This window comes from Pseudomonas sp. GW460-LB5 (assembly GCF_059423245.1).
The window spans coordinates 13223-27517 of record NZ_JBWKXT010000008.1; the positions used below are offsets into that span (position 1 = coordinate 13223).

The 14295-nt window shown below is 62.9% G+C and carries 14 protein-coding genes; 5 read left to right on the forward strand and 9 right to left on the reverse strand.

The window, feature by feature from the left end; genetic code table 11:
• Nucleotides 1–19: 19 nt before the first annotated feature.
• From metW to AC07XM_RS07410, 5 genes are all read right to left on the reverse strand, one after another.
• A complete protein-coding gene (gene metW / locus AC07XM_RS07390) occupies nt 20–640 on the reverse strand; it encodes a methionine biosynthesis protein MetW (protein ID WP_016489641.1) in 621 nt (206 codons plus the stop codon).
• Between the two features lie 7 nt (nt 641–647).
• A complete protein-coding gene (gene metX, locus AC07XM_RS07395; RefSeq protein WP_016489640.1) occupies nt 648–1787 on the reverse strand; it encodes a homoserine O-succinyltransferase MetX in 1140 nt (379 codons plus the stop codon).
• Nucleotides 1788–1875: 88 nt separating this feature from the next.
• Nucleotides 1876–2466 carry a YggT family protein gene (locus AC07XM_RS07400; RefSeq protein ID WP_016489639.1) on the reverse strand — a complete coding sequence of 197 codons (591 nt, stop codon included), beginning with the start codon at nt 2464–2466 and terminating at the stop codon, nt 1876–1878.
• A gap of 10 nt (nt 2467–2476) precedes the next feature.
• Nucleotides 2477–3295: a pyrroline-5-carboxylate reductase gene (proC, locus tag AC07XM_RS07405; protein ID WP_016489638.1), complete on the reverse strand. Its 819-nt coding sequence runs from the start codon at nt 3293–3295 to the stop codon at nt 2477–2479.
• A 38-nt stretch (nt 3296–3333) separates the two neighbouring features.
• Complete coding sequence (locus AC07XM_RS07410; protein ID WP_016489637.1) at nt 3334–4020, reverse strand: YggS family pyridoxal phosphate-dependent enzyme; 687 nt, start codon at nt 4018–4020, stop codon at nt 3334–3336.
• Nucleotides 4021–4085: 65 nt separating this feature from the next.
• On the opposite strand from AC07XM_RS07410, the gene AC07XM_RS07415 reads away from it, so the two are divergent.
• Entirely contained in the window at nt 4086–5081 is a 996-nt protein-coding gene (locus AC07XM_RS07415) for a type IV pilus twitching motility protein PilT (protein WP_016489636.1), read from the forward strand.
• Nucleotides 5082–5134: 53 nt separating this feature from the next.
• Here AC07XM_RS07415 and AC07XM_RS07420 read toward each other — a convergent pair whose 3' ends face one another.
• On the reverse strand, nt 5135–5761 hold the full coding sequence (locus AC07XM_RS07420; protein ID WP_016489635.1) for a C40 family peptidase: 627 nt from the start codon (nt 5759–5761) through the stop codon (nt 5135–5137).
• Between the two features lie 166 nt (nt 5762–5927).
• On the opposite strand from AC07XM_RS07420, the gene AC07XM_RS07425 reads away from it, so the two are divergent.
• Entirely contained in the window at nt 5928–6344 is a 417-nt protein-coding gene (locus AC07XM_RS07425; RefSeq protein ID WP_016489634.1) for an NINE protein, read from the forward strand.
• Nucleotides 6345–6410: 66 nt separating this feature from the next.
• On the opposite strand, the gene AC07XM_RS07430 is transcribed toward AC07XM_RS07425, so the two are convergent.
• From AC07XM_RS07430 to AC07XM_RS07440, 3 genes are all read right to left on the reverse strand, one after another.
• Nucleotides 6411–7109 (reverse strand): SPOR domain-containing protein, encoded by a 699-nt coding sequence (locus AC07XM_RS07430; protein ID WP_016489633.1) that lies wholly within the window; start codon nt 7107–7109, stop codon nt 6411–6413.
• 1 nt (nt 7110) lies between these two features.
• Nucleotides 7111–8847: an arginine--tRNA ligase gene (gene argS / locus AC07XM_RS07435; protein ID WP_102689684.1), complete on the reverse strand. Its 1737-nt coding sequence runs from the start codon at nt 8845–8847 to the stop codon at nt 7111–7113.
• A 120-nt stretch (nt 8848–8967) separates the two neighbouring features.
• A complete protein-coding gene (locus AC07XM_RS07440) occupies nt 8968–11187 on the reverse strand; it encodes a primosomal protein N' (RefSeq protein ID WP_016489631.1) in 2220 nt (739 codons plus the stop codon).
• A gap of 167 nt (nt 11188–11354) precedes the next feature.
• On the opposite strand from AC07XM_RS07440, the gene rpmE reads away from it, so the two are divergent.
• The 3 genes from rpmE to AC07XM_RS07455 all read left to right on the forward strand — a co-directional run bounded on the left by rpmE (nt 11355) and on the right by AC07XM_RS07455 (nt 13841).
• Nucleotides 11355–11570, forward strand: a complete 216-nt coding sequence (gene rpmE / locus AC07XM_RS07445; protein ID WP_016489630.1) for a 50S ribosomal protein L31 — start codon at nt 11355–11357, stop codon at nt 11568–11570.
• Between the two features lie 2 nt (nt 11571–11572).
• Complete coding sequence (locus tag AC07XM_RS07450) at nt 11573–12394, forward strand: thermonuclease family protein (RefSeq protein WP_102689683.1); 822 nt, start codon at nt 11573–11575, stop codon at nt 12392–12394.
• A gap of 178 nt (nt 12395–12572) precedes the next feature.
• Nucleotides 12573–13841: a malic enzyme-like NAD(P)-binding protein gene (locus AC07XM_RS07455; protein WP_024717569.1), complete on the forward strand. Its 1269-nt coding sequence runs from the start codon at nt 12573–12575 to the stop codon at nt 13839–13841.
• Nucleotides 13842–14295: the final 454 nt, after the last annotated feature.

Sequence of the window (14295 nt, forward strand, 5' to 3'; positions counted from 1 at the left end):
GCGATTCCTCCAGTGGGCGTCAGACGGCGAGCTGATGTTCTTGCAGGGCCGGGCTGCTGACGCGATAGATGCCGATTTCACCTAGAAGATTAGGCCATAGCCGGCCACCCCACCCGTTGCGGTGCAAGTGATCGACGGCCAGGCGGTCAAGTACCTTGGCCCTGCGTTCGTGCACCAGTTCTTCGAAGTCGGCGAAGGTGCAGAAGTGGATGTTCGGCGTGTTGTACCAGGTATACGGCATGAAGTCCGATACTGGCATGCGGCCTTTGGTCGCCAGGTACCAGCGGCAGCGCCAGTGGCCGAAGTTGGGGAAGGTGATGATGCACTGGCGGCCCACGCGCAGCATCTCGTCGAGGATGCGGTCGGGGTACTCCACGGCCTGCAGGGCCTGGGTCATGATCACGACGTCGAAGCTGTTGCTGGCAAAGTTGCCCAGGCCCTTGTCCAGGTCCTGCTCGATAACGTTGACGCCTTTGGCCACGCAGGCTGCGATGTTGTCGGCGTCGATTTCCAGGCCATAGCCGGTGACCTGTTTACGGTCACGCAGCGAGGCCAGCAGTTCGCCGCTGCCGCAGCCCAGGTCAAGTACCCGGCTGCCGGCGGGGATCCAGTCGTGGATGATTTCCAGATCGGCTCTCATGCTGTCCTCAGATGACAATGCGGTTCATGTAGTTCGAGAAGCCCTGCATATAGCGAGGTGTAGGGATCAGGAAGGCATCGTGCCCGTAAGGCGAGTCGATCTCCAGGTAGCAGACGTTCTTGCGTGCAGCCATCAGGGCGTCGACGATCTCGCGCGAACGGGCCGGCGAGAAGCGCCAGTCGGTGGTGAACGACATGATGCAGTAATCCGCTTTGACGTGGGCCAGGGTAGCGGCCAGGTCGCCGCCTTGGGCTGCGGCCGGGTCGAAATAGTCCAGCGCCTTGGTCATCAGCAGGTAGGTGTTGGCATCGAAACGGCCGGAAAACTCCTCGCCCTGGTAGCGCAGGTAGCTTTCGACCTGGAACTCGACGCTGTGGAAGTCGTAGTTGAGCTTGTCGCTCTTCAGCTCGCGGCCGAATTTTTCGCCCATCGAGTCGTCGGACAGGTAGGTGATATGGCCGACCATGCGTGCCAGCATCAGGCCGCGTTTGGGAATCACGCCCTGGTCCTGGAACGAACCGCCGTGGAATTCGGGGTCGGTGAGGATCGCCTGGCGAGCCACTTCGTTGAAGGCGATGTTCTGCGCCGACAGCTTGGGGGCCGAGGCGATGTCGACGCAATGGCGCACACGCTCCGGGTAGCTGATGGTCCATTGCAGTGCCTGCATGCCGCCCAGGCTGCCGCCGACCACAGCGGCCCATTGCTGGATGCCCAGGCGCTCGCCCAGGCGCACCTGGCTGTGCACCCAGTCCTCTACGGTCAGTACCGGGAAGTCGGCGCCATAAGGCTTGCCGGTGGCCGGGTTGACGCTGCTGGGGCCGGTGCTGCCGTTGCAGCCGCCAAGGTTGTTCAGGCTGACGACGAAGAAGCGGTTGGTGTCGATCGGTTTGCCAGGGCCAATGCAGCTGTCCCACCAGCCTGGTTTGCGGTCGGTGGCGGCATGATAGCCAGCGGCATGGTGGTGGCCGGACAGGGCATGGCAGATCAGCACGGCGTTGCTTGCGCTGGCGTTCAGGGTGCCATAGGTCTCGTAGACCAGCTCGTAACTGGCCAGGGAGCGGCCACAAGCCAGTGCCAGCGGTTCATCGAACCGGGCGGTTTGCGGTACTACCAGACCGACGGAATCTTCGGGAAAGACAGTGGACATCGACCCTGCTCACGCTTGACGGAGGCGTAAGTCTAAAGAGCGCTACCCCCAGCGGCAAGCAGAGGCTTGCCGCTGGAAGCAACCAGGGTCAGATCATGCGCCACAGTTCTTGTGGCATGCCTGCGTAGGCGGCCAGCGGGGGCATGACGAACGACTGGATTACCTGGATCGCCAGGAAGGCGAAGATCGGCGAGATGTCCATGCCGCCCAGGTTGGGCACGATGCGGCGGAACGGTGCCAGCACCGGTTCGCTGATCTGGTAGGCCAGTTCCGCTGCCGGGTTGTGACTGTTGGGGGCAACCCAGGACACGATCACCATGACAATCATCGCCACCCAGAAAATTTTCAGGAACAGCGAGGTGATGCCAATGATCGCCCACATCAGCAGGTGCAGGACGTCACCGAAGGTGCCGTAGGTGACCATCAGCACAAAGCCCATCAGCAGCGCCTGGATGACGATCGCCAGCAACAGCGACGAGGTGTCCAGCCCGCCGATGCTGGGGATGATCCGGCGGATCGGCTTGAGCAGCGGCTGCGTGGCACGCACAGCGAACTGGCACAGCGGGTTATAGAAGTTGGCTTTGACCAGTTGCAGGACAAAACGCAGCAGGACGATCACCAGGTAGAGGCTGACCAGGGTTTGCACCACGAAGATCGCGGCGCCAGACAGTGCATTCATCTAAAGCTCCTTATTTGCCCAGTTGTTCGGCCAGCTCGGCGGAGCGCGTGGCCGCAGCCTGCAGTGCCTGCTCGACGATGGCTTCGAAGCCGCTGGCCTGGAACGACTTGATGGCCGCTTCGGTAGTGCCGGCGGGCGAGGTGACGCGGCGGCGCAGCTCGGCGGCATCGACATCGCTTGCAACCGCCATGCGGGCAGCACCAAGGGCAGTCTGCAAGGTCAGCTGGGAGGCGGTTTCACGTGGCAGGCCGAGTTTTTCGCCCGCTGCCGTCATGGCCTCAATCAGCAGGAAGAAATACGCAGGGCCGCTGCCGGATACAGCGGTCACAGCGTCCAGTTGTTGTTCCTGCTCCAGCCACAGGGCAGTGCCGACGGCCGACAGCAGCTGTTCGGCCTGCTGGCGCTGCGCGTCGGACACTTCAGCGGTGGCGTACAGGCCGCTTACGCCCTGGCGCAGCAGCGCTGGGGTATTGGGCATGCAGCGCACCACCGGGCGAGCGCCCACCCAGCTTTGCAGGCTGGCACAGGTGATGCCGGCGGCGATGGAAACGATCAGCTGGCCATCCTGCAGGTGGGGTTGCAGGGCCTGGCACACGGTTTTCATGACCTGCGGCTTGACCGCCAGCACGATGACGTCAGCGCCGTCGATGGCCTGGGCGTTGTGCTCGAAGGTTTCGATGCCGTGCTCGGCCTGGATACGGGTGCGGGTCTCGACGCCCGGGTCGCTGGCGCGGATCTGCGAGGCGTCCAGGCCCTGGGCACGCAAACCACCGATCAGGCTGGCGGCCATGTTGCCGGCGCCGATAAAGGCAATACGTGTCTTGCTCATGTCAGGTCCTTGTGGGGAAGAGTGAGTAAAGCATGGAGTCAGTGTTGGCCGTAGTCGCGGGCGCCGAACAGGGCGGTACCAATGCGTACCCAGGTCGCACCCTGTGCAATAGCCGCTTCAAGGTCGTGGCTCATGCCCATGGAGAGCGTGTCCAGGCCAAGGCCCAGGCTTTCCTGCAGCTGGCGCAAGCGGGCGAACGCTGCCTCTTGGGCGGCGCGGTCGTCGGTGGGCTCGGGGATTGCCATCAGCCCACGCAAGCGCAGGTTGGGCAGCCCGGCCACTGCCTGGGCCAGGGCCGGAAGGTCAGCGGGGGCGCAGCCAGACTTGCTGTCTTCGCCGCTCACGTTCACTTGCAGGCAGAGGTTCAGTGGCGCCAGGCCGGCAGGGCGCTGCTCGGACAGGCGTTGGGCAATTTTCAGGCGGTCCACGGAATGCACCCAGTCGAAATGCTCGGCGATGGCTTTGGTCTTGTTCGACTGAATGGGGCCGATGAAGTGCCAGATCAAGGGCAGGTCGCTTAGCGCCTGCTGCTTTGTCAGCGCTTCTTGTAGGTAATTTTCCCCGACATCGCGCACGCCAGCGGCGTGGATTTCGCGAATGGCGCTGGCGGGCTTGGTCTTGCTCACGGCCAGCAACTGGACGCTGGCCGGATCGCGCCCGGCAGCCTGGGCAGCGCTGGCAATACGGGCGGAAATAGCGGAAAGGTTGTCTGCTAGGGTGGACATGGACGGATGCCGACGGCTGTAGGGTCTGCGGCATTCTACCTACTTGAAGGCCTTTGGGGAGTCTCATGGATGTGACCGACCTGTTGGCCCGTGCTGTGGATGCAGGGGCTTCGGACCTGCACCTGGCGGCGGGTCAGATCCCGATGCTGCGCCTTGAGGGCGACTTGCAGCGCCTGGACATGCCGGCGTTGGTGCCGGCAGACCTGGCCGACGGCATGGCGGCCTTGCTGGCTGAACGCCAACGGCGGCAATGGGCAGAGGGCGATGAGTTGGACCTGGCGCTGCAGCTGCCCGCCCTGGGCCGTTTTCGGCTGAATCTGTTTCGCCAGTTGAACGGCCCTGCGGTTACCTTCCGGTTGATCCCGGGGCGGATCGCCACGGTCGGTGAACTCGACCTAGGGGATGTGTATCAAGCTGTTGCGCAGTGCACTGATGGCCTGGTCCTGGTAGGTGGGCCTACGGGCAGTGGCAAGTCCAGCACCCTGGCGACCTTGCTCGACCAACTGAACCGCGACCGAGCGCTGCATATCATCACCCTCGAAGACCCCGTCGAAGTTATCCACAGCAGCCAGCGCAGCCTGATCAATCAGCGTGAGATTGGCCGCCATAGCGGCGGGTTCGCCCAGGGGCTGCGCAGTGCGCTGCGCCAGGACCCTGATGTGATCATGATCGGTGAGCTACGGGACCTGGAATCCGTTCGCCTGGCCTTGCGCGCCGCCGAGACCGGGCACCTGGTGCTGGCGACCGTGCATACGCGCTCGGCGGCCAGCAGCATTGACCGATTGGTGGAGGTATTTGCTGCCGAGGAAAAACCGTTGGTGCGGGCAATGCTGGCCGAATCGTTACGCCTCGTGGTGGTGCAGACGCTGGTCCGGCGTGTGGACGGTGGGCGGGTGGCGGCGCGGGAAGTGCTGGTGGCGACGCCGGCGGTGCGCAACCTGGTTCGGGAGGGGCGAATGGCGCAGTTATGTTCGGTGATGCAGGGCGGGGCGTCGCAGGGGATGCGGACGATGGAAGGGGCGATGCGGGGGCTTAAGGAGAGCGGACTGATCAGAGGGTGATAGTGCACGCTCAGGCCTCTTCGCGGGCGTGCCCGCGAAGAGGCCGGGCGCTGTTAGCGCTTGGCCAGGTTCAGCTGCTGCTGTTCCTTCGGCAGCACCCGCTTGGCCACTACGTAGTGCTTCTGCCAGTACGGCTTGCTCAAGTTGTCGATGCTTACCCGCTTGCCACGCCGGGGTGCGTGGATGAAGCGGTCGTTGCCCAGGTAGATGGCAACATGGTTTACGCGGCGGCTCTTGATGTTGAAGAAGATCAGGTCACCAGGCTTCAGGTCACCCTTGGCTACCTTGACGCCGTGGCCCTGGGCCATGGCGTTGGAGGTGCGCGGCAGGTCGACGTCAGCGACATCGTTGAAGGCGTATTTAACCAGCCCGCTGCAGTCAAAGCCTTTTTTCGGGCTGCTGCCACCCCAAACATAAGGGGTGCCGAGCACATTCACCGCACGGCTAAGCACATCGCTGCTCTGCTTCGGCGACATGGCAGCGACAGGCAAGCCGCGGTTGCTGGCGGCATTGCCTGGTCGCGTGCGCAGGGAGGTCTGTTTGACCGGCGCGTGTTTCACCGAGGCATTGGAGGTATAGCCGGTGAAACCATTAGGAAGACGTTGCTCACGATTGGTGGCGTGGGCGGCCAGGGGCAATAATAGGCAGAGGGTCAGCCATGTCTTGATCAAAGGCGGCATAGATGAAGCTCTTATGAATAGTTATGTGTTGGGCGCGCAACTTTATAACAGCTTTTTGATCAATCTTTGATCCGTTGGTCGATTGCCCAGGTGCCGTACGTCGGCCTGCAACGAGAAAGTCACATTTTTTTTTAGAAAATTTTCGGATAACCCACGAGGGCTATGCATGAACAGTTATCAACAGGGGGCGCCCTTTCACGACACCCATAGCAAGACCATCGGTTACCTGCTGTGGATTTTCGGCTTCACCGGGTCGCATCGGTTCTATTACGGCAAGCCGATTACCGGAACCCTCTGGTTCTTTACATTCGGCCTGCTGGGCATCGGTTGGCTGATCGACCTGTTTCTGATCCCGTCCATGGACCGTGAAGCCGATCTGCGGTTCCAGTCTGGTCGCATCGATTACAACATCGCCTGGGTTCTGCTGACCTTCCTTGGGGTGTTCGGCCTGCACCGGCTGTACCAGGGCAAATGGATCACCGCGATCATTTACTTCTTTACTGGCGGCTTGTTCCTGGTGGGGGTGCTGTACGACTTCTGGACATTGAACAGCCAGGTGTCCGAGCGCAACGCCTTGCGTTGAAATGCTTTGCGGGTAATGAAAAAGGCCTTGTCGCACCGAAGCGGCAAGGCCTTTTTTGTTGCTGGGTTACTGCCGGGTCTGCCGTTGTTGCAGCAGCAGGTTGGTGAACCCGGCCCCGGCCAGTTGCTTCTGCGCGCCGGTCAGTTGCTCGCGGTTGCTGAAGGGCCCGACCAGTACGCGGTACCAGGTCTCGTCCTTGACCGTACCCGACTCCACCTTCACCGACTGGCCCAGCAGGATGATCTGCGCGCGGACCTTGTCGGCATCGGCCTGCTTGCGGAACGAGCCGGCCTGCAGGAAATACTGGGTGGTCGCTGCCGGCTTGATCACCGGCGGGGGCGGTGGCGGGGTCTGGCCCAGCAATGCCGCCTGCGCGCGCGCGGTGTCGATCTTCGCAGCTTCTGCCGGCGTTACCGGGGTCACCGGCTGGGCGGGTACCGGTGGTGTCTTCTCGGGCACGGCCTCCGGTGGCACGATCACCTCGGACTCTGGCAGCAGCGTGTAGAAGTCATACTTCGGCTTCACGGGCTGCTGTGGGGTGGCCTGCGCAGGCTTGCTGGCTTCGGCCGCTTTCTCCACCTTCTGTTGCTCGGGCTTGGCGCGCTTGATGTCTTCGCCGCCTGGCTCGAGCTTCATCAGGAACACGATAAACGCGCCGACGGTGAGGCCGACGGCCATCCATACCCAACCAGGGATCGGCTGTTTGGCCGGCGCCGTCTGGCGGCTGGCGCCGCGTTTGGGGGCGGGTTTTTTCTTGGCAGCCAACTTACATGCGCTCCAGGGTTTCCAGGCCGAGCAGTTCCAGACCTTGTTTGAGGGTGCGGCCGGTCAGGGCGGCCAGACGCAGGCGGCTCTGTTGTTGTTCCGGGGTTTCGGCGGCCAGGATCGGGCAGTTCTCGTAGAAGCTGGAGAACAGGCCGGCCAGGTCGTACAGGTAGCTGCACAGCACATGCGGCGTGCCTTTTTCGGCGACGCTGTTGAGGGTTTCGCCAAACTGGGCCAGGCGCGCAGCCAGGTCCTGCTCGTGGGGGGCCTGCAGCACGATCTTGCCGTCGACTTCGTCAAAGCCCTTGCCCAGCTTGCGGAACACGCCGGCTACGCGGGTGTAGGCGTACAGCAGGTATGGAGCGGTGTTGCCTTCGAAGTTGAGCATCAGCTCGAAGTTGAAGCTGTAGTCGCTGGTGCGGTGCTTGGACAGGTCGGCGTACTTCACTGCGCCAATGCCCACCACTTCGCCGATGTGGCGCAGATCTTCGTCGGCCAGGCTCGGGTTCTTTTCCTTGACCAGCGCGTAGGCACGCTCCTTGGCCTCGGTGAGCAGGTCGATCAGCTTGACGGTGCCGCCGTCGCGGGTCTTGAACGGGCGGCCGTCGGCGCCGTTCATGGTGCCGAAGCCCATGTGCTCCATCTGCATCGGGTGGCCGACAAAGCCTGCGCGGCGGGCGACTTCGAACACCTGGTTAAAATGCAGGGCCTGGCGCTGGTCGACAAAGTACAGGGCGCGGTCAGCGTGGAGTACGTTGCTGCGGTAGCGCACGGCGGCCAGGTCGGTGGTGGCGTACAGGTAGCCGCCGTCGGCTTTCTGCACGATCACCGGCAGTGGTTCGCCTTCGCTGTTCTTGAATTCCTCGAGGAACACGCATTGGGCGCCTTGGTCCTCGACCAACAGGCCCTTGGCCTTGAGGTCGGCCACCACGTTGGCCAGGTCGTCGTTGTACGCGCTTTCGCCCATCACGTCGGCCATGGTCAGCTTGACGTTGAGCAGCTCGTAGGTCTTCTGGCAGTGCGACAGCGAAATGTCCTTGAAGCGTGTCCACAGGGCCAGGCACTCGGGGTCGCCGGCCTGCAGCTTGACCACCAGGCCACGGGCGCGAGTGGCGAACTCTTCCGATTCGTCGAAGCGTTTCTTCGCCGCCCGGTAGAAGTTTTCCAGGTCTGACAGCTCGTCACTGGTGATCGGGTTTTCCTGCAGGTAGGCCATCAGCATGCCGAACTGGGTACCCCAGTCGCCGACGTGGTTCTGGCGAATGACGTTGTCACCCAAAAATTCCAGCACGCGTGCGACGCTGTCACCGATGATGGTCGAGCGCAGGTGGCCGACGTGCATCTCTTTGGCCAGGTTTGGCGCCGACATGTCGATGACGACCTTTTCGCTCGGGCCGGCCTTGCGCACGCCCAGGTGGTCATCGGCCAGGGCAGCATCCAGGCGGTTGGCCAAGGCGTCGGTGTTCTGGAAGAAGTTGAGGAAGCCGGGGCCAGCGATTTCCACCTTGCTGATGTCGGCGCTGGCCGGCAGGGCGGCGATCAGTTTTTCGGCCAGGTCGCGTGGCTTCATGCCTGCCTGCTTGGCCAGCATCATGGCGATGTTGCTGGCGAAGTCGCCGTGGGTCTTGTCCCGGGCGTTTTCCACCTGGATCGCCGGCGACAGCCCTTCAGGCAGCACACCGTCGGTGACGAGTTGGGTGAGGGCTTGCTGGATCAGCTGGCGAATGGTGTCTTTCATGGGGATCTCTTTTCGACCGCAAGCGCGGTGAGCGCCTGGATGCGCAGGTGGAAAAACTGGGCATTATCCGTTGCCGGGAGCGGGTTGCCAACCTTTGGGGCTGCAAAGCAGCGCCAGACGTCAATACAGGTCGACCGGGTCGACGTCCAGCGACCAACGTACCTGGCGCCCGCTGGGCATCTGCTCCAACACTAGCAACCAGGCGCTGATGAGTCGATGCAAAGGCGCCCGGGTATTGGCCTGTATCAACAGTTGCGCGCGGAAGCGCCCGGCGCGGCGCTCCATGGGCGCTGGCACCGGGCCCAGCAGTTCGATGCCCGGCAGGTGTTGCTCGGCGACCAGGCGCTCGGCGGCGGCGCAGGCTTCGTCGAGAAAGCCTTCGGCCTGCCCCGGCTTGTGCGCTTCGGCGCGTAGCAGGGCCAGGTGGGAGTAGGGCGGCAGCCCGGCGGCGCGGCGTTCGTCCAGGGCCTGTTCGGCAAAGGCGAAGTAGCCCTGCTCGGTAAGCTGCACCAACAGCGGGTGGTCGGCCAGGTGGGTCTGGATGATGACCTTGCCTGGCTCTTCGGCCCGCCCGGCCCTGCCGGCCACCTGCACCATCAGCTGCGCCATGCGCTCACTGGCGCGAAAATCACCCGAGAACAGCCCGCCATCGGCATCGAGGATGGCCACCAGGGTCACCCGGGGGAAATGGTGACCCTTGGCAAGCATCTGCGTACCGACAAGGATGCTCGGCTGGCCCCGCTGAATAGTCGTGAACAGGTTGTGCATGGCGTCTTTGCGCGCTGTGCTATCGCGGTCCACCCGCAGGATCGGGTAGTCCGGAAACAGCACTTTCAGGCGCTCTTCGGCCCGCTCGGTGCCTGCGCCGACCGGGCGCAGGTCCACGTGGTTGCACTGCGGGCACTGGTGCGGCAGGCGTTCGTCATAGCCGCAGTGGTGGCAGCGCAGCACGCCAGAACGCTGGTGCACGGTCATGCGTGCATCACAGCGCGGGCACTCGGACAGCCAGCCACAATCGTGGCACAGCAAGGTAGGGGCGAAGCCGCGGCGGTTGAGGAACACCAGCACTTGCTGGCCTGCTTCCAGGGTCTGGCGGATGGCTTGTTGCAACGGGCCGCTGATGCCGCTGTCCAGTGGCAGGCTCTTTACATCCAGGCGCAACATGCGCGGCGGGCGGGCTCCGCCAGCGCGCTGGTTCATGCGCAGCAGGCGGTAACGGCCGGTAAGGGCGTTGTGCAGGGTTTCCAGCGACGGCGTGGCAGAGCCGAGCAGGATCGGGATGTTTTCCTGGTGGGCGCGCACCAGTGCCAGGTCGCGGGCGTGGTAGCGCAGCCCTTCCTGCTGTTTATAGGAGCCGTCGTGCTCCTCGTCGATGATGATCAGGCCGGGGTTTTTCATCGGTGTGAACAATGCCGAGCGGGTGCCGATGATGATGTCGGCTTCGCCGTCCCGGGCAGCCAGCCAGGCGTCCAGGCGCTCGCGGTCGTTCACTGCCGAATGCAGCAGGGCGATGCGGGCGTTGAAGCGTTGCTCGAAGCGCGCCAGGGTCTGTGGGCCGAGGTTGATCTCCGGAATCAGCACCAGCGCCTGTTTGCCGGCTTCCAGGGTTTCACGAATCAGCTGCAGGTAGACCTCGGTCTTGCCGCTACCGGTAACGCCCGCCAGCAGGAACGCGCCAAAGCCTCCGAAGCCTTCGCGCACAGCATCAAAGGCGTCGCGTTGCTCCTCGTTGAGCGGCAATTCCGGCTGCGCCAGCCAGTGTTCGTGGCGTAGCCCCGGCAGGTGCCGGCGTACTTCAATCTGTACCAGTTCCTTGGCCAACAGCAGGTCGAGGCTGTCCTTGTTCAGGTTGAGCTTGGCCAGCAGGCTGTGGGCCACGCCGTGCGGGTGCTGGGCCAGGGTCTTGAGCGCGTCGCGCTGGCGTGGCGCGCGGGCGATGCGCGGGTCTTCCAGGCGGGCGCCGGGGGCGACGTGCCAGAAGCGCTCCTGGCGCATCTCGGCGGGCTCGCCCTGGCGCAATAATGTCGGCAGGGCCCAGCTCAGGGTGTCGCCCAGGCTGTGCTGGTAGTACTGGGCGGTCCACAGGCACAGCTTGAACAGCGATGGCGGGATCGGTGATACCGGATCGAGCAGGGCGCTGGCCGGCTTGAGCTTGTCGGCGGGCACCTCGCTTTGCGCGCATACCTCCACCAGCACGCCGATCATTTCGCGGCGGCCGAATGGCACGCGAATGCGCATGCCCGGGGTCAAGGCCTGGCGCGCCATGCTCGCGGGTGCCTTGTAGTCGAACAGGCGACGCAGCGGGGAGGGCAGGGCAAGGCGCAGGATGACGTCGGGCACGCGGAAGGTCTCGGAGGGCGTATCAAAGACTGGCGAGCCTAGCAGACGACGGCCGGTGCAAGCGACAACTTGCACTGACGCAGCGCTCTGGTATTATTTGCCGCCTAATTACGTGCGGTATTCAACAATTGGTGTTGGATGGCGGCACGCAGCTCGAGGAAGCAACCATGAAAGAAGGTATCCACCCGAACTATGAAGTAGTTGCAGTCACCTGCAGCTGCGGCAACAAGTTCGAAAGCCGTTCGACCCTGGGCAACACCCTGTCGATCGACGTTTGCAACCTGTGCCACCCGTTCTACACCGGTAAGCAGAAAGTCCTGGACACCGGTGGTCGCGTACAGAAGTTCGCCGATCGCTTCGGCATGTTCGGTGCCAAGAAGTAATCATGCGCATGGCGAACCCCTCGGGTTTCGCATTGCTGCACAAAAAAGCGTCCCTTGTGGGCGCTTTTTTTATGGGCGTCATCTGGCATTTCCCGGCGCTGGCGTTCTGCCCGCTGCCGCAGCAGGCGCAGCAAGTGGTTGTGCGCCAGGTAGTGGATGGCGATACCTTGCGCCTGGTTGATGGCCGCAGCGTGCGGCTGATCGGCATCAATGCTCCGGAAATTGGCCGCAAAGGGCGCACCAGCGAGCCCTATGCCGAGGCTGCCAGGCGGCGCCTCCAAGCATTGGTCAACGCCAGTGACGGGCGCATCGGGCTGGTACCGGGCGTTGAGGAAAAAGACAAGTATGGCCGCACACTGGCGCATATCTACGGCATCAGTGGGGACAATATTGAAGCACGGTTGCTCAGCGAGGGTTTGGGCTACCGGGTGGCAGTTGCCCCCAATGTAAGCCTCAGCGGCTGCCAGCAGGTTGCCGAGCAAGCAGCGCGCAAGGCCGGCAATGGTGTGTGGCGGCGCTCGCCTGTGGTGGCTGCAGCCGATGTCAGGCAGTCGGGTTTCGCGGTGGTCAGTGGCCGCATCAAGGGTGTCGAGCGCAACCGTGGCGGGGTCTGGTTGACCCTGGACGAGGCTGTTGTGCTACAGGTTCCCACTCGTCTGCAACGTAACTTCCCCGGCAGCTTCTTCGATAATCTCAAGGGACGCCAGGTCGAAGCGCGTGGCTGGGTGCTGGATCGTTCCCGCAAGGGCGGCCTCAAGCCTGGGCAGCGACGCTGGGTATTGCCATTGACCGATCCGAGCATGTTGGAGCGTTTTTCAGGCTAAAAGATGTAGACATTTCGCTATTGGATTGTACACACTGTGAGCCGTATGCCCCCGTGGGTTATAGCGTAAAGTCGTAGGCTAAAGGCCTTGACACAAGTGACCGACCAGTCTTGTGACTCCCCGGCTCTTTGCGTATCCTCGGCGGTCCGTCAGAACAGTAAATAGCGGAATGCCCACCATGTCAGACCTGAAAACCGCCGCTCTCGAATATCACGCTCACCCTCGTCCGGGGAAACTGAGCGTCGAACTCTCCAAGCCCACTGCCACCGCCCGTGATCTCGCCCTGGCCTACAGCCCAGGTGTTGCTGAGCCCGTGCGTGAAATTGGCCGTGATCCAGAGCTGGCTTACAAATACACCGGTAAAGGTAACCTGGTTGCGGTGATTTCCGATGGCACCGCCATCCTCGGTCTGGGTGACCTCGGCCCACTGGCTTCCAAGCCGGTCATGGAAGGCAAGGGTGTTCTGTTCAAGCGTTTCGCGGGTATTGACGTGTTCGACATCGAAGTCGAATCGGAAAGCCCACAAGCGTTCATCGACACTGTCCGCCGCATCTCGATCACCTTCGGTGGCATCAACCTTGAAGACATCAAGGCGCCAGAGTGCTTCGAAATCGAGCGCACCCTGATTGAACAGTGCGACATCCCGGTGTTCCACGATGACCAGCACGGTACCGCCATCGTTACCGCGGCCGGCATGATCAACGCCCTGGAAATCGCCGGCAAAAAGCTCGAAGACGCCAAGATCGTCTGCCTGGGTGCCGGTGCTGCCGCCATCTCCTGCATGAAGCTGCTGGTGAGCATGGGTGGCAAGGTCGAAAACATCTTCATGATCGACCGCAGCGGTGTCATCCACGCTGGCCGTGACGACCTGAACCAGTACAAGGCACAGTTCGCTCACGCAACCGACAAGCGCACCCTGGCTGACGCACTCGACGGTGCGGACGTGTTCGTAGGCCTGTCCGGCCCGAACCTGCTCAGCCCGGAAGGCCTGAAGTCGATGGCTGCCAACCCGATCGTGTTCGCCTGCTCGAACCCGGACCCGGAAATTTCGCCAGAGCTGGCGCACGCCACTCGCAGCGACGTGATCATGGCTACCGGTCGTTCCGACTACCCGAACCAGGTCAACAACGTACTGGGCTTCCCGTTCATCTTCCGTGGTGCTCTGGACGTTCGTGCCAAGCGTATCAACGAAGAAATGAAGATCGCCGCCGCCATCGCCCTGAAAGACCTGGCCAAGCTGCCAGTGCCGAAGGAAGTGTGCGAAGCCTACGGTGTCGAAGGCCTGGAGTTCGGTCGTGAGTACATCATTCCGAAGCCGCTGGACGCACGCCTGATCACTGTCGTTTCCGACGCTGTGGCCAAGGCCGCTATCGAATCCGGTGTGGCTACCCTGCCGTATCCGAAGCACTACCCGCTCACCAGCGTGGATGACGTGTTCAAGGGCTGATTACCCCTGTCGCGACAAAAAAGCCCCGGCTCGCATGAGCCGGGGCTTTTTGTTGGGGCGTTGGAATGCGTCAGGGCTGCCAGGTGTTCGTCAGGGTACTTGTGGCGCCTATGAGACCGAGCGCCGCCCGCGCGGCGCATCGCGACGCAAGGCCGCTCCCACATTAGTTGCAACGTGGCCATGTCTGTGAGGCCATGGTTGTCAGCCTTGCTGGCATGACTGGATTTGGAGGTGGGCATTGATGCCGCCCTGCCTGTCTCAAGGCATGCACCCAGGCGGGCAACCATGGCTTGGCAGGTTCGGCACGTTGCAACAGATGTGGGAGCGGCCTTGCGTCGCGATGCGCCGCGCGGGCGGCGCTCGATTCACGCGCCCACGCAAAACCTGAGTCAGGCGCCCTGCCTTAAAACAGGTCCATCGGCGCCGCTTCATCGGCCGGCAGCGGGCTGCCCGG